Annotated in this window: 18 protein-coding genes; 10 read left to right on the top strand and 8 right to left on the bottom strand. The window is 61.4% G+C overall.

The window, feature by feature from the left end; genetic code table 11:
• Nucleotides 1–130: 130 nt before the first annotated feature.
• Nucleotides 131–3,148, top strand: coding sequence for a TonB-dependent receptor (locus MUY37_RS12915; protein WP_499195773.1), 3,018 nt, complete (start codon nt 131–133; stop codon nt 3,146–3,148).
• Between the two features lie 127 nt (nt 3,149–3,275).
• Here the strand turns inward: MUY37_RS12915 and MUY37_RS12910 are convergent, their stop codons facing one another.
• A complete protein-coding gene (locus tag MUY37_RS12910; protein WP_499195772.1) occupies nt 3,276–4,646 on the bottom strand; it encodes an ATP-binding protein in 1,371 nt (456 codons plus the stop codon).
• Nucleotides 4,643–5,299: a response regulator gene (locus MUY37_RS12905; protein ID WP_499195771.1), complete on the bottom strand. Its 657-nt coding sequence runs from the start codon at nt 5,297–5,299 to the stop codon at nt 4,643–4,645. Before MUY37_RS12905 ends, MUY37_RS12910 begins: the two co-directional genes overlap by 4 nt.
• Nucleotides 5,300–5,414: 115 nt before the next feature.
• Here MUY37_RS12905 and MUY37_RS12900 point away from each other — a divergent pair, with 115 nt between their 5' ends.
• Genes MUY37_RS12900 through MUY37_RS12890 form a run of 3 tightly spaced genes read left to right on the top strand, consistent with a single transcriptional unit; the run spans nt 5,415 to nt 10,833 of the window.
• Nucleotides 5,415–6,497 (top strand): efflux RND transporter periplasmic adaptor subunit, encoded by a 1,083-nt coding sequence (locus MUY37_RS12900; RefSeq protein ID WP_499195770.1) that lies wholly within the window; start codon nt 5,415–5,417, stop codon nt 6,495–6,497.
• Nucleotides 6,498–6,503: 6 nt separating this feature from the next.
• Nucleotides 6,504–9,608, top strand: coding sequence for an efflux RND transporter permease subunit (locus MUY37_RS12895; protein ID WP_499195769.1), 3,105 nt, complete (start codon nt 6,504–6,506; stop codon nt 9,606–9,608).
• Nucleotide 9,609: 1 nt separating this feature from the next.
• A complete protein-coding gene (locus tag MUY37_RS12890; protein ID WP_499195768.1) occupies nt 9,610–10,833 on the top strand; it encodes a TolC family protein in 1,224 nt (407 codons plus the stop codon).
• Nucleotides 10,834–11,307: 474 nt separating this feature from the next.
• On the opposite strand, the gene MUY37_RS12885 is transcribed toward MUY37_RS12890, so the two are convergent.
• The 4 genes from MUY37_RS12885 to hutC all read right to left on the bottom strand — a co-directional run bounded on the left by MUY37_RS12885 (nt 11,308) and on the right by hutC (nt 16,368).
• Nucleotides 11,308–12,090: a PepSY domain-containing protein gene (locus MUY37_RS12885; protein ID WP_499195767.1), complete on the bottom strand. Its 783-nt coding sequence runs from the start codon at nt 12,088–12,090 to the stop codon at nt 11,308–11,310.
• Nucleotides 12,039–12,746, bottom strand: coding sequence for a PepSY domain-containing protein (locus MUY37_RS12880; protein ID WP_499195766.1), 708 nt, complete (start codon nt 12,744–12,746; stop codon nt 12,039–12,041). The genes MUY37_RS12885 and MUY37_RS12880 overlap by 52 nt, the downstream gene beginning before the upstream one ends.
• 11 nt (nt 12,747–12,757) lie before the next feature.
• Nucleotides 12,758–15,472 (bottom strand): TonB-dependent receptor domain-containing protein, encoded by a 2,715-nt coding sequence (locus MUY37_RS12875; protein ID WP_499195765.1) that lies wholly within the window; start codon nt 15,470–15,472, stop codon nt 12,758–12,760.
• 176 nt (nt 15,473–15,648) lie between these two features.
• The gene (gene hutC / locus MUY37_RS12870) at nt 15,649–16,368 is read right to left on the bottom strand and encodes a histidine utilization transcriptional repressor HutC (RefSeq protein WP_499195764.1); all 720 of its coding nucleotides are present in this window, start codon (nt 16,366–16,368) and stop codon (nt 15,649–15,651) included.
• 591 nt (nt 16,369–16,959) lie between these two features.
• Between hutC and MUY37_RS12865 the strand changes: the two genes are divergently transcribed.
• From MUY37_RS12865 to MUY37_RS12855, 3 genes are read left to right on the top strand one after another with little or no spacing between them, the layout of a single operon-like run.
• Nucleotides 16,960–17,250, top strand: coding sequence for a putative quinol monooxygenase (locus MUY37_RS12865; RefSeq protein WP_499195763.1), 291 nt, complete (start codon nt 16,960–16,962; stop codon nt 17,248–17,250).
• Nucleotides 17,251–17,254: 4 nt separating this feature from the next.
• Nucleotides 17,255–17,704, top strand: a complete 450-nt coding sequence (locus MUY37_RS12860) for a MarR family winged helix-turn-helix transcriptional regulator (protein WP_499195762.1) — start codon at nt 17,255–17,257, stop codon at nt 17,702–17,704.
• Complete coding sequence (locus MUY37_RS12855; protein ID WP_499195761.1) at nt 17,701–17,913, top strand: hypothetical protein; 213 nt, start codon at nt 17,701–17,703, stop codon at nt 17,911–17,913. The genes MUY37_RS12860 and MUY37_RS12855 overlap by 4 nt, the downstream gene beginning before the upstream one ends.
• A gap of 135 nt (nt 17,914–18,048) precedes the next feature.
• On the opposite strand, the gene MUY37_RS12850 is transcribed toward MUY37_RS12855, so the two are convergent.
• Nucleotides 18,049–20,307: an NADP-dependent malic enzyme gene (locus MUY37_RS12850; protein ID WP_499195760.1), complete on the bottom strand. Its 2,259-nt coding sequence runs from the start codon at nt 20,305–20,307 to the stop codon at nt 18,049–18,051.
• Between the two features lie 113 nt (nt 20,308–20,420).
• On the opposite strand from MUY37_RS12850, the gene mutS reads away from it, so the two are divergent.
• From mutS to MUY37_RS12835, 3 genes are read left to right on the top strand one after another with little or no spacing between them, the layout of a single operon-like run.
• Entirely contained in the window at nt 20,421–23,045 is a 2,625-nt protein-coding gene (gene mutS, locus MUY37_RS12845) for a DNA mismatch repair protein MutS (RefSeq protein WP_499195759.1), read from the top strand.
• 25 nt (nt 23,046–23,070) lie between these two features.
• Entirely contained in the window at nt 23,071–23,475 is a 405-nt protein-coding gene (locus MUY37_RS12840; protein WP_499195758.1) for a hypothetical protein, read from the top strand.
• A gap of 42 nt (nt 23,476–23,517) precedes the next feature.
• Entirely contained in the window at nt 23,518–23,925 is a 408-nt protein-coding gene (locus tag MUY37_RS12835; RefSeq protein WP_499195757.1) for a YidH family protein, read from the top strand.
• Here the strand turns inward: MUY37_RS12835 and MUY37_RS12830 are convergent, their stop codons facing one another.
• The gene (locus MUY37_RS12830) at nt 23,926–24,270 is read right to left on the bottom strand and encodes a hypothetical protein (RefSeq protein WP_499195756.1); all 345 of its coding nucleotides are present in this window, start codon (nt 24,268–24,270) and stop codon (nt 23,926–23,928) included.
• Nucleotides 24,271–24,517 lie beyond the last annotated feature (247 nt).

Genomic DNA, 24,517 nt, shown 5'->3' with positions numbered 1-24,517 from the left:
TTGCTGAGGGGCAATGAGAATCGCCGATCACGGGCCACCTCGGGACGACGAGAGAATTACGCTTTTTGCCTGCGCACGAGCCACTCGAAGGGCCGGCGAGGCAATCCGAGCGATGACATGGGGAGAGGATATGAAGGGAAGTTTTTTCGCTCGCGCAGCATGCACGACGAGCATTGTCGCGATCACCGCACTTACATCGGCACCAGGCTACGGTCAGGAATCCGATCAACCAGCCGCATCGGCGGCTACGGGCGAAACCGCGGAGTCGGCGCCCGGCGGGAACGTGATCATCGTTACGGCGCAAAAGCGCGAAGAATCCATCATGGATGTCCCGATTGCCATATCGGCCATATCGGCCGAAGCGCTCAACAATCAGAAGATCGAAGGCGGTTCGGAGCTTCTCAGGGCGGTGCCGAACGTCAACTTTTCGAAATCCAATTTCAGCATGTACAATTTCTCGATCCGCGGTGTCGGGACAAAATCGATCTCGGCGGCTTCGGATCCGGCCGTTGCGGTCAGCTTCAACAATACAGCGCTGATCCGTAACCGCCTGTTCGAATCCGAGTTCTTCGACATGGCCCGGATCGAAGTGTTGCGCGGCCCCCAGGGCACTCTCTACGGGCGCAATGCAACCGCAGGGGTGGTCAACCTCATCCCCGCAATGCCGACCCCGGACTTCGCCGGGGAGATAAGGGCAGAGGTCGGCAGCTTCGGGACCACTCGCGCAAGCGGGATGGTCAACATCCCCTTGAGCAACACTCTGGCAGCACGCGTAGCCGGCGCCTGGACGAAGCGCGACGGGTACGACTTCAACACCTTTACCGGGAAGAAGGTGAATGGCCGTGACCTGTGGTCCACCCGAGCCATCCTCGAATGGGAGCCGAGCAAACGCTTCAACGCCAATCTGGTCTGGCAGCATTTCGAGGAAGACGATAACAGGTCTCGTACCGGCAAGAACCTGTGTACCCGCGATCCTGGGAAAACCATGATCGGGGATACTCCGGTCCCCGTCTCGCAGTTCGAGCCTGTGCCTCTGTCTTCAAAATTCAGCCAGGGCTGCCTTCCCGGCTCTCTGTACAGCGATGATGCCTATGGCGCTCCCAATGCCGAAGCCCTGGCCTTTATCGCCGCGGGTCGGCTTGTTGTGAACATGGGCGAGGACCCCGACAACCCATTTGTCAATACTCCCGCATTTCTGCCAGGCGACCCCTTCGCCGATGTGGTCCAATCGCGCGATCTCCGCGAGATCGCCACCAGCTACGATCCCGTCTTTCGCGCCAAGAACGACGTGGTACAGCTCAATCTCGATTTCGGAGTATCGGATGGTTTGCGGTTGGTTTCGCAAACGGCCTACGCACGAGACAGGTATTATTCGTCGCAGGATTACAACCGTTTCGTATCTGGCCCCATTTTCACCGACACAACCGGCCTCCTTACGCTGGGATTGAACGGGTCACGGATACCCATAAACCAGGAATTCGCCGCGCCTGGGGGCATATTCGTTGACCCGCAACTCGGGGCATCGAACCGGCTTCTCGCCATCGACATAAGCCGATCGCGCAATCGCCAGTGGTCGCAGGAGTTCCGCCTTCAATCCGATTACGATGGAGCATTCAACTTCAATATCGGCGCGAATTATCTGAATTTCAAAACTCAGGATGACTATTTCGTCCTGAACAACGCATTCACTTATTTGGCCTACAACCTTTACAACCGTAGAGGCACTCTGCTCGACTATATCGACTGCCAGCCAGGCACGACGGAGTATGACTGCGTCTATGTCGACCCCAATCCCCTCGGCAGCCTGGACGAGATGGGGCACAATTATTTCCTCAGCCGGAACCTGGTCGAAACCGAATCCTGGGCCGTGTTCGCGGAAGGTTACTGGAATATTGCCGATACGGTGAATATCACCGCTGGCATCCGCTGGACCAAGGACAAAAAGACCACCACCCCCGTTCCAAGCCAGCTCCTGCTGGGCGCAGGCACGAACGGGACCAGCGGCGGATCGATCGCAGGTGGCTATCCCCAAGGCGATCCGGTGGTACAAAAATGGTCGGAGCCCACCGGCAGGATCGTCGTAGACTGGCGGCCGAACCTGGGTTTTTCCGACGATACTTTGATCTACGCATCGGTTTCGCGTGGCTATAAGGGCGGCGGCACCAATCCGCCGCGTCCCGACATCGATCCCTTTGTCGTTCAGTTCCAGCCCCTGCCCGCCACGTTCGAACCAGAATATCTGACGGCTTTCGAAATCGGCACGAAAAACAGCTTCGATGGCGGCCGTCTGATCTTGAACGCGACGGGATTCTATTACGATTATCAGGGCTATCAGATATCCAAGATCGTCGATCGCATTTCCTTGAACGAGAACTTCGACGCGACGGTCTGGGGTCTCGAATTCGAGGCTGCCTGGCGGCCCTCCCGCGCCTTTCGCCTCGATACCAATCTGGGTTATCTCAAAACGCGGCTGAAGGAAGGCGCTCAGTCGATAGATGTCATGAACCGTACCCAGGGGAACGAGGATTGGGTTGTGATCCGCCCATGGCTGCAGGTCCCGTCGAACTGCATCGCGCCGCGGGACATCGTCGAACAGGTTTTGGCCAATCCCATTACGTCATTCGGCATAGGTTTCCCCGCGCTCAGCGCATTGTGTGGTGGAACGGCCGAACTCGGCACCTTTACTCCGGAAATCGACGGCTTGCCGCTCTACCAGTTCTATGGCTTCGAATATAATCCGCTTACCGATGCTCCCAATGGAGGAAGGGGCTTCTATGCTGATCTCGAAGGCAACGAACTGCCCAATGCCCCCAGATTGACGTTCAATATCGGTGCACAATACACATTCTTCATCGACGAGGGCGATTGGGAACTCACATTTCGCGGCGATTATTACCGTCAATCGAAGAGCTTCGCCCGGGTCTACAATACCGAATACGACCGTTTGAAGGCGTGGGACAATGCGAACCTGGCAATCACGCTGGAGCGACCGGCATCCCAGATAGCTTTCCAGTTTTACGTGAAGAACCTGTTCAACGATACTCCGATCACGGATTTCTTCACGAACAGCGACGATTCCGGGCTGACCACGAATGTGTTCACACTCGATCCGCGCATATTCGGCTTCAATGTGACCAAGCGGTTCTGACACATGAATCGGTGACCATGCGTCGCGCAATGGGTGCCCCGTATGGGGAACGAAGCACATCGGGTTGATGTTCGTTGGCATGGCTCGACAAGGTCTGCCTGATTAACGAGGGGAACGGTGCGGGATGTCAGCTACTCTCAGGCCGACCCGAGGGGCGATAGACTATCATGGCGGCCAGGCCTGTCGCCGCGTTTTCGAGATGCAGCCCCACGCCTATCGCCTCGGCGATTTCGTGGGCAATTGCCAAGCCGAGACCAGCGCCCGGCTTGCTCGTGTCGAAGCGCGATCCCAGAACAAACGCTTGGTCGATGTTCTCGGGCTCTATGCCCGGGCCATCGTCGCTAATCCTCGCCACAACAGCGCCGTCTTCGTCGCTGTCGAACACTAGCCGGACTTCGTTACGCGCCCACTTGCCGGCATTGTCCAGAAGAATGGAGAGCAACTCTGCATAGTCCACCGCGTCCACCGGAATGGTCAGCCGACTGCATTCAGCCGCACTCATAACGAAGCGCTTGGTCGGGTGCAGACGTTTCATGGCTCGCATAATGGGCTCTGCGACATCGGGGACGCGGGTCGGACGCGCAGCATAGGGCTGGCCTGAAGACGATCGCGCGCGGGCAAGCTGATAGGCAATCTGCTGCTCCATCGCGCTGCTTTGTTCCAAAAGGACCTGGGCCGCTTGCGAACATTCCGGGTTGCCAGCGAGGCGCTCGGCTTCGTCTGTGATGATGGTCAGCGGAGTGCGCAGCGAATGCGCGAGGTTCCCCGCCTGGACACGCGCCCGGGCGATCATGTCCGCGTTTTGCCGAATATATGCATTGAGATCGCCAACGAGCGGCGCAATCTCGGCCGGGTAACTTCCCTCGAGCTTTTCCGCCTCACCTTGCCGCAAGCGGGCAATAGCTCGTGCAAGCCGGTCGAGGGGGTGCAGGCCGAAGCCGATTATCGCAAGGCCAGTTGCAAGCAAGAGACTGCCGAGCCCCGCAAGCCATAAGGTGAGGTGTCCCGTGAAGCTGTCGATAAGCCGGTCGAGTTCGCTCTGATCGGTCGCGATGACATAATGGATCATCTGACCGGACGGGCCTTTCTCGACGAGGCCGTAAGTGATCGTCGGTCCAGTGGGGCCACTGTCGAGCGTGTGCAAGATTTCGGAAGATTGGGCTATGCGTTCGTCGAGAGTGCCTTTCGTCATAGACCTGGATCGCAAGGGCTTCCGGCCGTCGACACTGATTTGCCAGTAGAAGCCGGACAGTGGCTCCTCAAAACGCGGGTCCGAAAGGGGGCGGCTCAACCGGATTTCGCCTTGACTATCCAACACGGCCAGCCTGGCGAGTTCACGCACGTGGACTTCGAGTTCTTCGTGATAGGACCGTTCAACATGAGCAGTGAAGATTCCGACAGCCGAAAACCAGATCGCGCCAATCCCCAGCGTCACCCAGACTGTGATTGCGAGCAGGAAGCGCAGGCGCAGGCTGCCGGGGACGAGCCGTTTTTTCATTTCTCGAACCTGTAGCCCATGCCCCTGAGAGTGACGATTCGATCACGCCCGATCTTGCGGCGTAAGCGGCCGACCAGAACCTCAACCGTGTTGGGTTCACGTTCGTGTCCAAGTTCATATAGATCGTCGAGGATCGTGCCTTGCGACATCACCTGGCCCGCCCGGCGCATGAACAGGTGCAACAGCTTGAATTCCTGCTTGCTCAGGGACAATGGTCGGCCGGCCTGCTCGACCAGACGCGTCAGCGGGTCGAGAGCGAGGTCGCCTATTTCGATAAGGTTGCGGCGCTTACCCTGCTGGCGCCGGAACAAGGCATTGAGCCGAGCGAGCAACTCTTCGAACCGGACCGGCTTTACAACGAAATCATCTGCTCCCGCATTCAGGCCCTCGACCTTGTCCTGCCAGCTTCCCCGTGCCGTGAGAATCAGGACCGGCGTATCGATACGCAGATCGCGCCAATGCCTGAGGAGCTCGATCCCGTCTCCATCCGGCAGCCCCAGATCGAGGATCACCGCAGCCATCTGGTCAACATCGGGCCAGTCCTCCGCCTCGCTCCTGCTTCGCGCAACCTCCACCGCGAAATCGGCGCCGCGCAGACGTTCGCCGAGGCGCCGACCGAGTTCGGGATCGTCTTCGACAAGGAGCAGGCGCATCGAACAAGCCTCGCAATGGCACGCTGGCGGACAGCCATCGAATATGGTTCTCGAAACTGACAACAAGCTGCCAAACTGACAAGTTGCTGTCAGCTTGGTGCGTCATTTTCGGGGAATGATTGCTCGATCTCTCGTTACTCTCGGGTTCGCCACCAGCCTGCTCGGGCTGTCCGCATGCTCCGACCCAGCTCCGCCAGATGCAGCAAATGCGGCCGGGGCCGATCCGCTATCGGGTCTCGCGATCGAAACGGCTTTGGCCCAGGAGGTGGCCCACGTGCCGATCGGTAGCGTGCCCGGCACCGTCACTTTCCCGCCCGACGCGCGCGTTGCCGTAACAGTGCCGTTTCCCGGCGCTGCGGTGCGGGTCTATGTGATCGAAGGCCAAGCGGTGCGCCGTGGCCAGCCCTTGGCACTCGTGCGTGCCGCCGAACCCGTCCAGATTCGCGGTCAACTGGCACGGGCGCAATCCGCGCTCGGGCTCGCCGAGGCGCGCGCAAAGCGACTGACGCAACTGGCCGATGAGGGGATCATAGCGTCGGCCCGTGCCGACGAGGCGAATGCGGAGCTGGCGCAGGCTCGCGCCAGCCTCGCCGAACAGCGGCGGCTGGCCTCCCTGGCGGGCGTCGGCCCGGATGGCACCATGACGCTGAGCGCGCCGATCTCGGGCCGTGTCGCGCATGTCGGCGCGGTCACAGGTGGCCCGGTGGACGGCATGGAGGCCCCTTTCGTGATCGAGGCCGAAGGTGCCTATCAGGTCGAGTTGCAATTGCCCGAACGGCTGGCGAGAAAGGTCCGTCCCGGCATGCCGGTCGAGATCGCGCTTTCCACCGATGGCGGCGGATCGGTGCCCGTCGGGGGCCGAATTCTCGCGGTTTCGCCCTCGATCGACCCGGCCACCCGGTCGGTACTGGCCCGCGCCAGCATAGGCAGCGCCCCAGGTATCGTCGCCGGTCGCAATGTCAGCGTGACGATCACCGGAAAGGCGTCGCCGCCCGGCATTGCCGTACCCGCCAACGCTGTGACGAAGATCGGCGGAGAAACGCATGTCTTCGTGCGCGACGAAGAGAGCTACGAGCCGCGTAAGGTCACGGTGGTCGGAACGACCGACCAACAGGCTATCATCTCCGAAGGCCTGACGGCGGGCGAAGTCGTCGCCGCGAGCAGCGTGGCGGAACTCAAAGCCATGAGCGCGGAGTAAGCCGACATGCTTCGCAATCTGATAAGAAAGGCGCTCGATCTGCGCCTGGGCGTCATCGGTCTGACGCTGGTGCTCGCCGGGGTCGGAGCATGGTCCTTCGCCAGGCTACCGATCGACGCCTTCCCCGACATCAGCACCACGCAAGTCAAGATCATCCTCAAGGCTCCGGGGATGACGCCGGAAGAAGTCGAGAGCCGCGTGGTAACGCCGATCGAGATGGAGATGCTCGGAATTCCCGAGCAGACCGTACTCCGCTCGGTCGCCAAATACGCTATCGCCGACATCACTATCGATTTCGAAGATAGCACCGATATCTATTGGGCACGGCAACAGGTTTCCGAGCGGCTCAATGCGGTGGTGGGAGACATGCCGGCGACGGTGGAGGGCGGACTTGCCCCGATTTCGACGCCGCTCTCCGAGATGTTCATGTTCACGCTCGAAGGGCCGCAATCGCTGGCCGAGAAACGTCGGGTGCTCGACTGGACGATCCGCCCGGCCTTGCGCACCGTGCCCGGCGTGGCGGACGTCAACGCACTCGGGGGCTTCGTTGAAACTTACGAGGTCGCACCGGACAGCTCAGCCCTGGCGGCAGCCGGCCTTTCCACCGCCGACCTCGCCCATGCCATCGAGATGAGCAACCGCAACGATGGCGCCGGAAGGCTGACCATTGGCGAGGAATCGCTGATCGTCCGTTCGACCGGCGCCATCCGCGCTTTGGAGGACCTTGCAGCCGTGGTTGTCAAAGCCGACACGGGCTTGGTCGTCCGAGTGGGCGATGTCGCCACTGTCCGCATGGGAAGCCTCACCCGTTATGGCGCGGTTTCCAAGAACGGCGAAGCCGAAGCCGTACAAGGCCTCGTCATCGGCTTGCGCGGTGCCGACGCTAGCCAGATCGTCGACGGAGTGAAGCAAAGGCTCGAGGAGATTCAGCCCAGCCTGCCCGAGGGAATGAGCGTCGCGGTCTTCTATGATCGTTCGGACTTGATCGAACGCGCGGTCGGGACCGTCGAGACGGCGCTTTTCGAAGCGACCGTGCTGGTCATCATCCTGCTCCTTCTGTTTCTCGGCGATGTCCGCGCCTCGGTGATCGTCGCGCTCGCATTGCCGATGGCCGTCCTGCTGACCTTCACCTTCATGCGATCGATCGGCCTCAGCGCCAATCTCATGAGCCTGGGCGGGCTTGCGATCGCCGTCGGCATCCTCGTCGATGGCGCGGTGGTCGTGGTCGAGAATGTCGTGGAGAGGCTTTCCGATCCCAAACACTCGACGAACAGCAAAATCCACAACGTGTTCGTCGCTGCTGTCGAAGTGGCCAAACCGGTCGCTTCGGGCCTTGCAATCATCGCGCTGGTATTCCTGCCGCTGCTGACGCTGGAGGGGCTGGAAGGCAAGCTTTTCTCGCCGGTCGCCCTGACCATCGTGCTGGCGCTCGGTTCGGCGCTGGTTCTGTCGCTGATGCTTGTCCCGGTGCTCGCTTTCTATCTGCTCAAGGTCAAGCAAGGCCATTCCGAACCTTGGTTGATGCGCAAGATCGCGCCGCGTTATTCGGCGGCCCTGGCGGCGAGCTTCGAAAACAAAAAGCGCGTGTTCGGGGTGGCCGGGCTCGGGCTCGCGCTGGCGGCCGGGGCATACACCGTTACCGGCAAGACCTTCCTGCCCGTGATGGATGAAGGCTCGATCATCGTGCAGCTCACCAAACTCCCTTCGATCTCGCTCGACCACAGCGTCGAGGGGGACATGAAGGTGCAGCGCGCAATTCTGGATCAGGTCCCGGAAGTCGAAGCGGTAATCGCCCGCGTCGGTTCGGACGAGCTCGGGCTCGACCCGATGAGTCCCAATGAAACCGACAGCTTCCTCAAGCTCAAACCGCGCGAGGAATGGCGCGTGGAGGACAAGGACTGGCTACTGGGCGAATTGCGCAAGGTCATGGAGCAGTTTCCCGGGATAGAACCGACCTTCACCCAGCCGATCGACATGCGAACATCGGAAATGCTGACCGGCGCACGCGGCGATCTGGCGATCAAGCTGTTCGGCCCCGATCTTGACGAACTCTCGCGCCTCGCAGGGGAAATCCAGACGCGGCTGGAAAGCCTCGAGGGAACGAGCGAAGCCATGACCGTCGCCAACGATCAGGTGGATTACCTCTTGATCGATATCAACCGCGTTGCTGCGGGCCGCGTTGGCATGCCGGTGTCCGACTTGCAGGATATGATGCGTGCTCAGGTCGAAGGTGTGCGTACCGGCATCGTCGCCGATGGGGTCCGCCGTGTACCGATCGTCTTGAAGGGCGACGGTTCTCGCGGGCTGACACCGCAGGGTTTCGCCGATCTGGTTTACAGCGCGCCCTCCGGCCAGCTCGTGCGGGCGAGCGATGTGGCGCATGTCAGCCAAGCCTACGGACCGGTCAAGCTCGAGCACGAGAACGGTTCGCGTTTCGCCATGGTACAGGCCTTCGTGTCGGGGCGCGATCTCGTCGGTTATGTCGAGGACGCAAAGGCGGATATCGCTGCAAATGTCTCGCTGCCGCAGGGCTACCGGATCGAATGGGGTGGCCAGTTCGAGAACCAGCAGCGGGCTTCGGCACGGCTGATGGTGGTCCTGCCGATCTCGATCGTGCTGATCTTCGCCATCCTTTTCTTCACGCTGAAATCGATGCGGGCATCCCTGCTGATCCTTACCAACATTCCTTTCGCAGCCGTGGGGGGGATGATCGCCCTGGCGGTTTCGGGCGAGTATCTTTCCGTCCCGGCGTCCGTCGGCTTTATCGCCTTGCTTGGTATCGCCGTGCTCAACGGTCTCGTGATGGTGACATATTTCCGCCAGCTTCGCGAACAGGGCATGCCTCTGTCCGAAGCGGTGCGGCGCGGAGCCGAACGGCGGCTGCGCCCCGTCCTGATGACTGCCAGTATCGCCGCCTTTGGGCTTGTGCCGCTGCTGTTCGCAACCGGGCCGGGATCGGAAATTCAGAAGCCGCTCGCAATCGTCGTCATCGGTGGGCTCGTGACTGCGACGCTGCTGACGCTCATCCTCTTGCCAATCCTTTACGAGCGGTTTGGAGAAACCGCAGCCGAACGCGAGGCGAGCGATGCATTGCGGTTGGAGGAGGGCTAGAATGCGCCCGATCACGACCATGGCGGCCACATTCCTGTTGGTCTCTCCCCTCGCAGCCGAACCTGGCTTGCCCGACGAGGCGACCGTCCAGCAGGTGCTCGACGATCATCCCTCGGTCGTCGCCGCGCGCGCCCGCCTCGAAGCGGCACGCTCGCGGGCCGCAGGCTTGCGCAGGGGGCCACATGAAGTCACCCTGTCGGGCAGCTACACGCGGCGGAGCGTGGATCTCGGCGGCGAATTCGATGAATACGATGCCCAGGTGACGCGCGCATTCCGATTGCCGGGAAAAGCACGGCTCGATCGCGAAATCGGCGAACATGGCATCGCGGCCGCCAGCAACCTCGCGGAGGACGCTCGCCATCAGGCCGCATTGCTTCTTTCCGAACAATGGGTCGATTGGCTTTCCGCATCCGCACGGGCGAAAGTCGATCGCACGGCAGTGGCGAATTACGAGAAGTCGCTTGCCGCCGTAACTCGGCGGATGCACTTGCGCGATGCGGCTCGACTGGATGTCGATCTGGCGCGCGCCGCACTCGCAGAGGCGCGGGTGGTACTGGACCGCTCAGAGGGTAATGCCGCCTTGGCGCGTGCTCGCCTGGAGGCGCATTTCCCGGGCCTTCCGCTTCCGATCGAAGCGCCTGATCTGCCCTCTCCCGAAATCACCGATATGCGCCTCTCCCAGTTGCGCGATCTGGTCGTCCTCAACAGCCACGAGATCGGTGCTGCCCGGGCCGAGGCAAACCGCAGGGCCGCTATTGCCGATCGCATGGACAAGGATCGGCTCGCCGACCCTTCGGTGGGTGTGAGAGTGTTTTCCGAATTCGGCGGCGCGGAAACCGGCGCCGGGCTTGTTTTCTCCATGCCGCTCGGCGGAGGTCATCGCAGGGCATTGGCTGGCGAGGCGGCGGCACTTGCTTCAGCCGCGCGAGCGCAAGAAGGTCTGGCGCGTTACAATGTCGAAGAAACCGCCGATGCAGACCTTGTCGAGGCGCGGTATCGGACTGCAGCATGGCGGCGTTCGCGCGAAGCAGTCGAGGCGCAGATTGCCGCGTTGCGCAAACTGCGGAAGGGTTATGAACTCGGCGAGATCGATCTGACCGACCTGCTGCTGGGCGAACGGATGGTCCACCATGCATTTCGAAGCGAAACCGAAGCGCGGGGCGGAGCGATGCGTGCGATCACCAAGCTGCGCATCGACAGCCACGCATTATGGCTTGCGGATTGAAGAGAAGCGGTACGTTCCCCTGCGCCTCATCCCGCAAGCGGTTCGAAAGCCGACCAGTAAGCATCCTTGCTGGCCTTTCCCCAAGAAGGTGGTCCGTTATGAGAGTTGGAATTGCGGCCATTTACAGCTTGAAACGAGCTGAGGAGTGGCGCGGAAGAGATACATGCCAGAACATATTGTTGCGATGCTGCGAGGGACCGAAATTCGGCTTGCTCAAGGAGAGAAGGTCGGCGGCTGAAGGATCTTGAGAAGGAGGTGTTGGGCGTATCTCAGCGTCGTGCCTGCAAGGACGGTGGGATGACACTGCCCGAAAATTGCTGGAGACGCCGTGACGCCTCCAGCGCAAAGGTTTGGGTGAGGTGTCAGAAGGGCTTCCCCTTGACGCCTCGATAGTTCCTTAAATCGCGCGCGGAATTCCATCGCAGTGATGGAAAGGGCGCTTGGGTTCGTGCTCCAGCGGTTTGTCGGCAGCCTCTAATCATCATTGGCCAACACAGTTTTCGACGGGAGTTTTCGGCGGACGATCCAAGAAAAATCCCGTTTGGTGAAGGACTTGAAGAGGAGGTAAAATCCGGTCCCCGAGAGGAACAGCGTTCCGAATGCGACGATAATGATCAGGGGATGATTGAAGCTGGAGCGATCCAGGTAATCCATATTGTGCAGCATCCAGAAGAAGTCCCATAACCGCCACATATCCCCGCGCATCGTCAGAAGCTCACCTGAGGTGGCCGAGAAGTATGCTGACGAGTTTTCAGCGTCTGCAAAATCGACCCGCCATACAGCCCCCTCATAATCCCTTGCCTCGAGGTTCGGGCGGTCCATCCGCTTGATGGACTTAATATGTGCGGGAGCGATCTCTTCAGCGCGCGCGCGAACGAACGCCGGATCGACCGCTATCGCATTTCCCGTACGCGCATCGAAAAGCCCGATCCCGTCATCATAAGAGACCTCATAGATCGGTCTGTCGCCGATGCTACGGACGGCGAGCCCCGTAATCTGCTCATCAGTGATTTCTGCCGGATCGACAAAATTACCGGCGGGGATTCGGCTTGGAGAGACATCGGGCCGCGCTTTCATCGCCTCCATATCGATGGTCGCCATCATGGCCCCGCTGACAGCCCACAGAATGAACTGAATGCCGAGAACCAGGCCGACCCATTTGTGTATCCGGCGAAAAAACAGGGGCGAGAATCGGATTTTCTTCATCAGCGCTTCTTCTTTTTCCGGCGTTTCGGGAAGGCCCAAACCAGCAGCCACGCGCCGGTAAGCGCCATCAGAACCGCGAGCCAGGTGCTTACCCGAAGGAGGGGATTGTTGATGTCGCTGCGTTCGTCATAGTCCATGATGTGCAGCATCCAGGCAAAGTCGAAGATCCGCCAAAGCGAATGCCGACGTGAAATGAGTGCGCCGGATTCCGGCGAGATATAGAAGGTGGGACTGTCCCAGCGGTCGAATACCACCTGCCAATAGGGTGGCTTGCGGCCCTGCATTTCCATCGGGGCTCTGGTAAGCAGCTCGACCGAGCGGATCGGCTCGTCGAACGCGTAGATTTCGCGAGCGACGGCGGCGGCCTCGTCGCGGGAGACGGGACGAAGCACTTCCCCCGTCCCCGCATCCACCAGCTTTACTCCCGACGGCCCGGAGATTTCCCACACCGTCCGGCCCAACAAGGACGAACTGCGCATGTCGGTCGCCCCTGGGTAGAGACGCAGCGCATCCTCGGGCGAAACCATCCTGTCAACATCCAACACCTGTGCAGGTGCCGACTTGATCAAATGATCGCCGTGGATCCGGTCGATATGGACGACGACCATGTAAAATCCGGTCGCCGTCCAGAATACCACCTGCAGCCCGATGATCAGGGCTAGCCACTTGTGGAAGCGCCGAACGAAGAGTGGCCATCTGATTTTCATGATACGCCCGATCAGAAGCCGGTCTGAAAGCCGACATAGAAGCGGCGACCCATAAGATCATAGGTCATGGTATCCGTATTGGCATCGGTAAAGCTCTGGATGTACGGAGCGTCTCGGTCGAAGAGATTGTCGACCCCTAGGCGGAAGCTGGTGCGGTCATTCACATCGAAACGCACCTGCAGATTGTGATAGAATACGTCCGGCGTCGAATAGCCGATATCGCCGGGGCTGGCGTTGAAGTCGGTGGCAGAGCCGATCCACTGGGTAGACCAAGTTGCGCCGACCGGCCCCTTTTCGACCGTAAGCGTGCCATAGCCGCGCCACTCGGGATAGCCGCCATTGCCGCCACCGATAAAGCCATCGAACTGGATCGGATCGCCGCCCTCGAAGGGATAGACGGTGTATTCGTTCAGCCAGGTGACGTTCAAATTCAGGGACACGTCGAACGAGCCGATCGATCGATTATACACCATCCCGACGTCGAGCCCGCTCATCTTCTCCAGGCCGGTATTGATCGGCTGGGCGGAAAGCTGCGTAACTTCACCGGTCAGCGTGCTCCGCTTAAAATCATCGCAAAATTCGCTGCTCAGATTAGGGCTGGCGTAGCAGACTGCCAGCTTGGTCGAACCGGGAATGGCGCGGATTGCGTCTTCGATATCGATTTCGAACCAGTCGACCGTCAGAGAAAGGCCGGGGATCTGGTTTCTTGGCTGCACGACCGCCCCGATGGTCCAGGTCGCGGAGCTCTCGGGCTGGAGATCGGGGTTGCCCCCGACTGTGGTCAGAATGGTATTGCCGAGCTGAACATATCCCGCCGGCACGCCGGTGGCCTGGCAATTCGCGATAAGCGTCGCGTCGCCGCTCGTGCTGTAATTGCTGCACGGGTCCGTGGTCGTCAGATTGCCTTCGGAAACGCCGCCAAACAGTTCCGGCACGTTGGGAATACGAAAGCCGGTGCCGTAAGTGGTCCGAAACCGCAAACCGTCGAACACTTCCCAATCGGCACCCAACTTGTAGTTCCAGTCGGTACCGAAGAGATCGTAATCGGATACGCGCAGCGCGCCATTGACGGTCAAGGCCTCCGCAAATGCAGCGCCTGAGAAGACCGGAACCGATAATTCCAGATAGGCTTCCTTGGCCTTGCTCTTCCCGGAAATTGGATCCTGTTGATTCGTGTTCGCGATACCGGCAACGGTCAGAGGGTCGGGGTCCCTCCACCCCTTCTCCTCACGATACGCAATGCCGGTCGCGAACGATACCGCTCCAGCGGGAAGCGTGAAGAGATCGCCGGTCAGATCCAGGGTCGCGCTAACGAGTTCGTTTCCGCCCCTGTCTCTCGACGTAAAGAGGATATAGTCGAGGACTTCCGGGGTAAGGTCGCCAAAGCCAAGAAAGTCTGCGCAAGGAATACCGCCCGTACCACAGGTCGCGGGATCGATCGCGTTGCCCACCCGCTCGAGATTCGCGACATTGGTGGAACCGTCGATCGCGGTGTTCTTCCCCCAGCTTACGGCAGCTTCCCAATGCCAGGCATTGGCTAAGTCACCGCGCAGCCCACCGGTGGCCTGCCAGGTCTCGGAATCCTGGAAGAACTGACGGGGACCCGCCTCTGCCAGACGGCGCCGGATAACGACCAAATCCTCGCCCGTCGGGTTGCTGGGGAAGCTGGCCGGGATGGCCAAGTTGCGCAAAGTCCCCGGTGTCGCGATCTGGTTGCTCTTGCGTTTGGTATAGAGGAATTCGCCGAACGCTTCGACCGCAGCCCCCAGTTCGGCATCGCCGAACACCCCGAAGCTCCAGCGCTCGATCGGATTGACCGCATTGAGCGTAAGGGCCGAATTGTAATTGTGCTTGGCCGCATCATAGGGTTCGTAGAAATCCCCGTCCCCACCCAAGACCTGGTTGAAGTTGATCTGCTGCCCATTGGGAAGCACGGCCCGCCCACCAATGGTGGAGGAACTGTTCACGCAGGAAAGAGAGCCCGGTGTGGTTTCGGCAAGCGAACACGGTGCCCGGCTGAACATACTGACCGGATCGGTGTTCTGATAATTGGCCGCAACCATAATTCCGGCGCTGTCCGATCGCCAGCCCGCCAGCACATCGATGGAAGCATCTGCGCCGTCGCCCTGTTCGGTAATGCCGTAGCGCCCGCCGACCCGGATACCCTCGAAATCCGTACGGGTAATCATGTTCACGACGCCGGCCATTGCGTCCGCGCCATATACGGCGGAAGCACCATCCTTGAGCACCTCGGTGCGAGCCAGCATGTTGACCGGTATCATGTTGAGGTCGGGCGAAGAATTGGCACCGGTCCCGCCGGCGACCAGGCGCCTACCATTGAGCAGCACCAGAGTTCGCTTGATCCCCAGGCCGCGCAGGTTGACCTGGGCGGTGCCATAACCATTGCCCGTCCAGTAGGCCGATGTCTGATTACCTGCGAAGCCCGCATTGGCGGGAAGCCGTTGCAGAAGCGTCTCGACGTTCACGATGCCGGTGTTTTCCATTTCTTCCACACCAACGACCGTCGTTGGTCCAACACCCTCGATATCCGCACGGCGAATTCTCGATCCGGTGACGAGGATGGCATTGGACATGTCGGCTTCGGTCGATGTGTCCGCAGCACTCGCTTCGCCAGCGGCTTCGTCCGCAGCATCCTGTGCCACGACCGGGCTCGAGATCGCCACCGCGAGCACACTGGTTCCGATTAAAATGCTCTTGCAACGCATCGAATTCACCCTCCCAAATTGATTTGCAGGAGAGTGAACACACCGCTGATCTCAGTCAATAACTTTTTGTATATACATCAAAAACATCACAAATGTCTGATTTTTATGCGAATTTTTTCGGCAGCGACCTGTAATCCTTGCTCTGTATGGCAATTAATTATCGACGTTATGAAACATTATTTCCGAGCCGAGCCGAATCGGGCGTCAAGGCTGTAGGACTCGCCGATGAAAAGCTGGCGCACTGCGGTTATGTGCTCTTCGCCACGCCAAGTTCGACGTGCGAGAACCAGGCACGGCGCCCCCGGAGTGATCTTCAGACTCCGGGCCTCTCGCTCATTCGCACCGGTTGCCGAGATGTTGGTTTCGGCTTCGGTCCAGGGGACGTGCTGGAGAAGCCAGCTTCCGGGGGATTCCGGGTCGAATGCCGCGTCCTCGATCTCCGGAACCGCGGTCAGGCTCACCACCCTGCGCTCGTAAGCGAAGGGGCGCCCGTCCGCCATATGAACCCCGATCGTCAACAGGGACGGACCCGTGATCGGCGCTATTCCAAATTGATGCGTCGGCTGCAGATCGGACGCCTCTGCCGGGGCGGTTTCACGATGGATAAGCCGGAAACGGTACTCCTGATCACGCCCGCGCACTTCTTCGGCAAGATCGGGAATGTCCAGAACCATTGCATGAGCCTGAGGCCGGGCCACGAAACTACCGGCCTTGCGGCGTCGTTCGACCAAACCGGTCGCGGCAAGGGCAGAAATCGCCTTGTTTACCGTCATGCGGGAGCACCCATATTGCTCCATCAGCTTGGCTTCGATCGGCAACCGGTCGCCCGGAGCTAGATCCCCGCCCATGATGCGGTTTTCGATGTCGGAGCGAATGCGCTCGTGAAGGGAGGTCATGCAAATAATCTCCACAAATTGCCCAAGGGACTTCGTTCGATCTTCCCGTGTCTGCAAAGACCGCCACTGTGCATTTCGGCGGCGCCCCCGCAACCCGCGCGGTCGACGCAAAGCCCAACTTTCATAGGCCCAAACTTAACACGGCCGGCGGGGTAATAGTGGCATACCAAGCCGCGCAGTTCTTCGTAAATGGTATGATTCACGGTGTCCGTGCTGCGAGAAGCAAGCCGCTGCGGGACAAAATCTCGCGATGAGCGCCCGACAGAAAGCGGGCTTGGTCCAGTTGAGTATCGAGGGCTTCGGGAGAGAACCCCGGACCGCAAACCAATCATCGCTGACCCTTCTCCGGCACGCGTTCCTTATCCGCCCGCAAGCACCGCCTAACAGCGGAGTACTTGGCCGCTCCTCGCCTGCGACAAAGCCTCCCTCGACAAAGTTTTGTATATACATAGGGCTGGAGCAAGTAAATGGCGCTGACGGCGGGGGTGATCGGGCATTCTTGCGAATAGCTATCGGATCACCCGGTATGCCGCGAGCTTGACGCACAGCACTTCCGGATATAGTTATCATGCTAACTATAGGAGCTTTGTAATGGCACGATTGAACATCATGGCGCGGATCACGCCGCATCCTGAATATTTCGATGCCGCCCGCGAAGCCGTGTGCGGCATAATCGATCGAACGCGCGCGGAACCGGGCTGTATCGAATTCCGGTTGAGCGAGAATATCGAAACCGGGACCCTGCATCTCTATGAGGAATGGGAGGACGAAGCGGCTCTTAAAGCCCATCACGAGCAGCCATATACCCTTGCGGTTTTCAAAGCATATGAAAACTGGCTCGCCGAGGAGCCGGAGATACTTCGGCTCCGCCCGGTAGCCTAGTACGATGTTCTTTCTCAAGAACTTACCAAGCCGGCAGATGGTGGAAGGCTATTCCGATCGGTTCGAGGGGGTCGATGTCGGCAACGTCATGGACGCGCTCGATCTGATGCGTAAGGCAAGTCTCCTGATCCGCGAGCTGGAGGCGTATTTCGCAGACCATGGTTTCTCGCAATTGCGCTTTCTCACTCTGGTCGTCATCGATCGCGAACCGGATCGCTCATCGCTGATGGCGGGCGAGGTCGCCGATCGGCTGGATGTGTCGAAACCCGTCGTAACGAGAGTGCTGCGCAGCCTGGAATCCGCGAACCTCATCAGCATCGCGTCCAGTTCTGATGATGCCCGATCGCGCGAGATTTCCCTTACCGCAGCAGGCCAGGCGAAACTTGCCGAGATCATGCCGGGCTATTTCTCGATCCTGAATCGCGCCATGTCTTCGGCAAAGGCCGACTCGTGAAAACCGTCCTCCTCCATCTTCTGCTGGTTTGGCTGACCGTATGGCCGCTCGTGACGTGCTTGCTGATCCTGCTTTCAGGCTTGGCCCGCCCCCTTCCGCTGGGCGTGCAAACCTTGATTTTGACCGGAATTCTGGTTCCGCTGACCAACCTCGTTCTCGGCCCGAAAATGCGTCGGCTCGCAAGCTACCTCACGCAGGAAAATCCGTGAGGGGCCATTCCAGAGCGGGCCGTATGCACTGCCTGCAGTAGAGCAAGCCGGCGGGCAGTATTTGCCCCACGCAAAGCGCTTGGCTCCGTTCCGCCGCCACGCGGCGAAATCGAAGCCCTCGCGAAGCTCGGCCCGTCAGCCCACCACGCCCGCACTCGCCAACACCGCCAAGGTCAGCACGTCCGGCGCGATCGCCGTCATCGGGGCGATCTGGACGGGTTTTTCCATCCCGATCATCATCGGGCCGACCGTGGTTTCGCCCGCCAGTTCGCGCAGCAGCTTGGCCGAGAGGTTCGCCGATTGCAGGCCAGGCATCACCAGCACATTGGCCGGGCCGGACAGGCGGCTGAAGGGGTAGAGCTTCATCACTGTCGGATTGAGCGCCACGTCGGGCGCCATTTCGCCCTCATATTCGAAGCCCGGTTCCTCGGCGTCGAGGATCGCCACTGCGTCGCGAATATTGTCGAGCCACTGCCCACTGGGGTTGCCGAAGGTCGAGAAGGACAAGAAGGCGACGCGCGGTTCATGCCCCATCCGGCGTGCCACGGCAGCGGTTTCCTTGGCGATATGCGCAAGCTGTTCGGCCGTGGGGCGTTCATTGATCGTGGTATCGGCCAGGAACACGGTGGTGTTCTTGCCGATCATCATATGCACACCAAAGGGCACCGCGCCCGGAGCCGGATCGAGCACTCTTCCGACCTCGCGTGCGGTCTGACTGAAGGTGCGGGTCAGACCGGAAATCATGCCGTCGCCATGGCCCAGCGCGACGAGCAGCGCGGCGAAAACGTTGCGCTCCTGATTGACCATGCGGGTCACGTCGCGCTCGGTATAGCCGCGCCGTTGCAGCCGTCTGTAGAGGAAATCGACCATGGCCGGGACCTTGTCCGACAGGGCGGAGTTTTCGACGATCCAGTCGTCGGGATCGTCGACGGCAAGTTCGGCCAGCTTCTCGCGCACCTTCTCCGTCCGACCGACGAGTATCGGTTCGCCATAGCCGAAGTCGCGGAACTGGACTGCGGCGCGCAGCACCACATCTTCTTCCGCCTCGGCGAAGACCATCCGCTTGGGATTGGCCTTCGCCTGTTCATAGATATTGGTCAGGGCAGCAGTCGTCGGGTTGAGACGCGCCTTCAACTGATGACGGTATTCCTCGAAATCCTCGATCGGTGCCTGTGCGACTCCCGTGTCCATTGCCGCCTTGGCCACCGCGCTGGATACGACCTCCATCAGGCGCGGGTCGAACGGAGCGGGGATGATGTACTCCTCCCCGAATTGATGCGTGACACCATAAGCGGCAGCCACCTCTTCGGGCACACGCTCGCGCGCCAGTTCGGCGATCGCACGCGCCGCCGCCACTTTCATCTCCTCGTTGATCGCGGTCGCCTGCACATCGAGCGCACCGCGGAAGATAAAGGGAAAGCCGAGGACGTTGTTGACCTGGTTGGGATAGTCGCTGCGCCCGGTCGCGATGATCGCATCGGGCCGGACCGCCTTGGCATCCTCGGGCATGATTTCGGGCACCGGATTGGCCATGGCGAAGATGATCGGCTTGTCGGCCATGTGCGCGACCCATTCGGGCTTGAGCGCGCCCGCCGCCGAGAGACCGAGGAAGATATCGGCCCCCTCGAGCGCTTCTTCGAGGCGGGTGGCTGCGGTTTCGACCGCATGCGCGCTCTTCCACTGGTCGACATTGTCGCGTTCCGGCGTGATCGGGCCTGATCGGTCGCACACGATTACGTTCTCGTGCGGTACGCCGATCGCCTTGATCAGCGCGGTACAGGCCAGCGCGCTCGCGCCCGCCCCGTTCACGACCATTCGGCAGTCCTTGAGATCGCGCCCGGTCAGATGGCAGGCATTGATAAGACCCGCCGCAGCGATGATCGCGGTGCCATGCTGGTCGTCATGCATGACGGGGATATTCATCCGCTCACGCAGAGCCTGTTCGATGATGAAGCATTCGGGCGCGGCGATGTCTTCCAGATTGATGCCGCCGAAGCTCGGCTCCATCAGCGCGACCGCCTCGATGAACTTTTCCGGGTTCTCGGTATCGAGTTCGAGGTCGATCGAGTCGACATCGGCGAAGCGCTTGAACAGGACTGCTTTGCCTTCCATCACCGGCTTCGAGGCCAGTGCGCCGAGATTGCCGAGGCCGAGGATGGCGGTGCCGTTGGAAATGACCGCGACGAGGTTCGAACGCGCGGTGTAGCGTGCCGCATCTTTGGGATTTGCCGCAATCGCTTCCACCGGGGCGGCCACGCCGGGCGAATAGGCCAGGCTGAGATCGCGCTGGGTCGCCATGGGCTTGCTGGCGATAATCTCGATCTTACCGGGACGGATCGTCTCGTGGTAGAACAGCGCTTCGCGGGTGGTGAATGCGGATTTCTCGTCGGCCATTGGCGTCCCCTTGTCTTGCGCTGCTGCCCCTAACCGTTCGGGCGGCGAAGTCATAGGGGAAAGGAGGGCTAGCCCGACTCCCGAATCGCCGCCATGCTCGCTAGGCCCCTCCCATGCCCAGCAAGCCTACTCCGATGATGCAGCAATATCTGGCGCTCAAGCGCGAGGCAGGCGATGCACTGCTGTTCTACCGCATGGGCGATTTCTTCGAGCTGTTCTTCGAGGATGCCAAGGTGGCAGCGGGCGTGCTCGACATCGCGCTGACCACGCGGGGCGAACACGATGGCGAACCAGTCCCGATGTGCGGTGTCCCGGTCCATTCGGCCGAAGGCTATCTCGCCCGGCTGATCAAGGGCGGCTGCCGTGTCGCGATCGCCGAACAGACAGAGACGCCCGAGCAGGCAAAGGAACGTGCCAGACGCGAAGGCACACCGGTATCCAAGGCGCTGGTCGCGCGTGACATCGTCCGCTTCGTCACTGCCGGGACGCTGACCGAGGAAGCGCTGCTCGAACCGCGCCGCGCCAACCTGCTGGTCGCAGTGGCACCGGTGCGCGACGGCGTCGGACTGGCGGCGTGCGACATCTCGACCGGACGGATGGAGCTCGAGGAATGCGATCCGCAGGCGCTCGATGCTGCCCTCGCACGTCTGGGAGCGAGCGAGGTGGTCGCCCCCGAGGACTGGGACGCCGCCCAGCCCGAGATGATCGCACGGCCACGCGCGGATTTCCGTAGCGAAGATGGCGAAACACGCCTCAAGAACATTCACGGGATCGCAACGCTCGACGGGCTGGGCACCTTCACCCGGCCGATGCTCGCGGCGGTGGCCGGGCTGATTGCCTATCTCGATCATGCCGGGCGCGGCACGCTGCCTTTCCTGCTGCCGCCGGTGACTCGCGGATCGGGCGCGCATCTGGCGATGGATGCGGCGACACGCACCAGCCTCGAAATACTCGAGGCGCAAAGCGGCGGGCGGACAGGCAGCTTGATCGCCTGCGTCGATCGCTGCTCCACCGGGGCCGGCGCGCGCCAATTGGCCGAGGACCTTGCCGCCCCGCTCGCCGAGCGTGGCGCGATCGAAGAGCGTCTCGCCAGCGTGCAGCACTTTTACGCCGACCCGCTGCTGCGGGCGGATCTGCGAGCCGTCCTGCGACAGGCGCCCGATCTCGGCCGTGCACTCGGCAGGCTGGTGGCTGGGCGCGGCAGCCCGCGCGATCTCGGGCAGATCCGCGACGGTCTGGCCGAAGCGCGGCGCGTGCGGGACATGCTGGCAGCCAGCAACGACCGGCCTGCACTACTTGCGCGGATGAGCGATGCTTTGGGTGGTCATGCCGCGCTGGTCGACCATCTGGCGCGCGCGCTGATCCCCTCTCCGCCGACCGAGCGCAGCCAGGGCGGTTTCATCGCTAGCGGTTACGACCATTCGCTCGACGCCTTGCGCGAAACCAGCGGCAATGCGCGCAAGGCGATCGCCGCGCTGGAAGCAAGATATCGAGAGGAAACCAAGACCCCCTCGCTCAAGATCAAGCACAACAAGGTGCTCGGCTACTTCATCGAAGTACCGGCCAAGCACGGCGACAAGCTGATGGCGGCGGATAGCGGCTTCACCCACCGCCAGACCATGGCGGGCGCGGTGCGGTTCAACTCGGTCGGCCTGCATGAAGAAGCCTCGCGGATCGCGGAGGCCGGAGCGCATGCGCTGGCGGCCGAAGAAATGCATTTCGACCGCCTTGTCAGCGAAGTGGTCGACGCACGCGAGGCTATCGCCGCAACCGCGGCTGCGCTGGCGCGGATTGACGTATCCGCAGCGCTGGCCGAACGTGCCGCCGAAGATGACTGGGCTCGCCCGGAAGTAATCGACGAACCGTGCCTCGAAGTCAGCGGCGGGCGGCATCCGGTGGTAGAACAGGCGCTAGCCAAGGCGGGGGAACGGTTCGTCGCCAACGACTGCACGCTTGGGCCGGACGACCGGCTATGGCTGATCGGCGGCCCGAACATGGGCGGCAAATCGACCTTCCTGCGTCAGAACGCCTTGATCATGCTGCTCGCACAGGCGGGAAGCTTTGTACCCGCCACGAAAGCGCGGATCGGGCTGGCCGATCGCCTGTTCAGCCGTGTGGGCGCGAGCGACAACCTCGCGCGCGGCCGGTCGACCTTCATGGTGGAGATGGTCGAGACCGCCGCGATCCTGTCGCAGGCCACGACACGCAGCTTCGTCATCCTCGACGAGGTCGGCCGCGGTACCTCGACCTATGACGGGATGGCGCTCGCCTGGGCGGTGGTCGAGGCGGTGCATGAGCAACTCGGCTGCCGCTGCCTTTTCGCGACGCATTATCACGAGCTCAGCCGCCTCGCCGATACTTGCGATGCGCTGAGCCTGCACCACGTTCGTGCGCGCGAATGGAAGGGCGATCTGGTGCTTCTGCACGAACTGGCCAGGGGCGCGGCGGACCGCAGCTATGGCCTGTCGGTCGCGAAGCTGGCGGGCGTACCCGCGCCGGTTATCAAGCGCGCCAAGGCGGTGCTCGACAAGCTCGAGAAAGGCCGCGAGGCTACCGGCGGGCTCGCGGCGGGCCTTGGCGAACTGCCGCTCTTCGCAGTCACTGCGCAGATAGAGGAGGCCGAGGAAGATCCGCTGCATGCGGCGGTGGAGGCAATCGATGTCGATTCACTTTCGCCGCGAGAGGCGCTCGAAACGTTGTATGCCTTGAAGGCGCAAGCCACAGCAACAGACGCTTAACCCCCATCCGCTACGATCTGCGGCAATGGATCAGGAATTTCCTCCCGGACTGGTCAAGAAGCTGGCCTTGGTCGGCGCGTTTCTGGTGGCCGTGGCGCTGCTGATTGGTGGGGAAGACGATCCCGGCGTGATCGGCCAACTGGGCGACGCGCCGGCCATCGAGGGCCGGGCTGCGGGGGCGCAGCCCGCAGGCGGGGACGAATGGCCCGGGCCTGAACCCCGGAAATTGCAAAGCAACGACCAGGCGCAGTCCACCTGGTATGCCGAAAGCGACACCACCGGTCCGGCCAACCCCCAACCATTCGAGCCAGAACCGATCGATCACAGCCGTTTTACCGGCGACACCAATCCCATGGCAGGACAATCTCACGGACGAGCCCCCAGGGCCGCGCCGGACGAAGAGCCTGTCATTGCGGAAGAGGTGCGATAGATAACGCCGGAACCGGCGCGGCCTCTCGCCCATTGACACGTCATGGCGCAGGACGATCCCCCGGACAAACCCGATAAATCGACGCAATGGGCGGAATTTCGCACCGACCTTGCCGAAGATCGCAACATCATGGCGATGGAACGTACCTTCGCCGGGTGGATGCGGACGGCCTTCGCCGCGATCGGTATCGGCTTGGGTTTTCGCGCGGTGTTCGGCGAGTTCGAGCCGCCATGGCTGGCCAAGGCGATTGCAACGGTTTTCATCGTTGGCGGCGGTTGGCTGGCCGTCACTGCGGAACGCCGCGCCTGCCGCACACTGGAACGGCTCGATCCGCATCAGTTCGAGGCGATCCCGCGACCCAATTTCCGCGTCATGGCCTATGCCATCGCTGCGGGCGCGGCGGTGCTTACCGCCGGCCTGTGGATCCTGAACGACGGCTCGATCGAATAATCAGCTACCGTCGCCGCGCAATCCGTCGGGTTTGCGCGCCTTGCCGTATTTGTCGACATTGTCGTCGTGGTTGGGCTCGCCGGTATAGGCATCCATGTCGATCCGGCCCGAGCTTTCCATATCGCGCATGTGATCGACCGTATCCTGCGTGGAGTCGCCCATCAGACCCGACGATTTGTCGCTCTTGATGCTCTCGGTCGGCGAGCCTGTCTCGGACGTCACTTCCCGCGCCTGCTCGGCGACTTCCTGCGCCTGTCTACGGTGATCGTCCTGCTCGTCATTATGCGTTTCGGGGGCGAGGCCCGACTGACGCTTTTCCTGGCTTTCGGACTTGGTGGTACTCATCGAATATCTCCTTTGGAGGAGAAACGGGGAGCCGGGGCCTGGGGTTCCGATATTTGTGGGGTGCGGGCTGGTCGCTCGTCCGGCCCTTCGGTGCCAGCCCTCGCCCCAATCCGGAGCTTTTTATAGGTGCGGTCGGGACGTCCGTCCCGACCTTGCTGTTCCATCCCGCTCCCCCTCCCGACCACCCATAGCATCATCCTGATTGGGTGGTCGGGAGGGGGAGCGGGATGGAACAGCCGAGCCGTCA

Origin of the sequence: Qipengyuania sp. ABI-127-1 (assembly GCA_022953095.1) — a bacterium.
Classification (GTDB): Bacteria; Pseudomonadota; Alphaproteobacteria; order Sphingomonadales; family Sphingomonadaceae; genus Qipengyuania.
The sequence above is the reverse complement of the archived record's forward strand: the minus strand, read 5'-3'. Positions and strand labels throughout refer to the sequence as shown.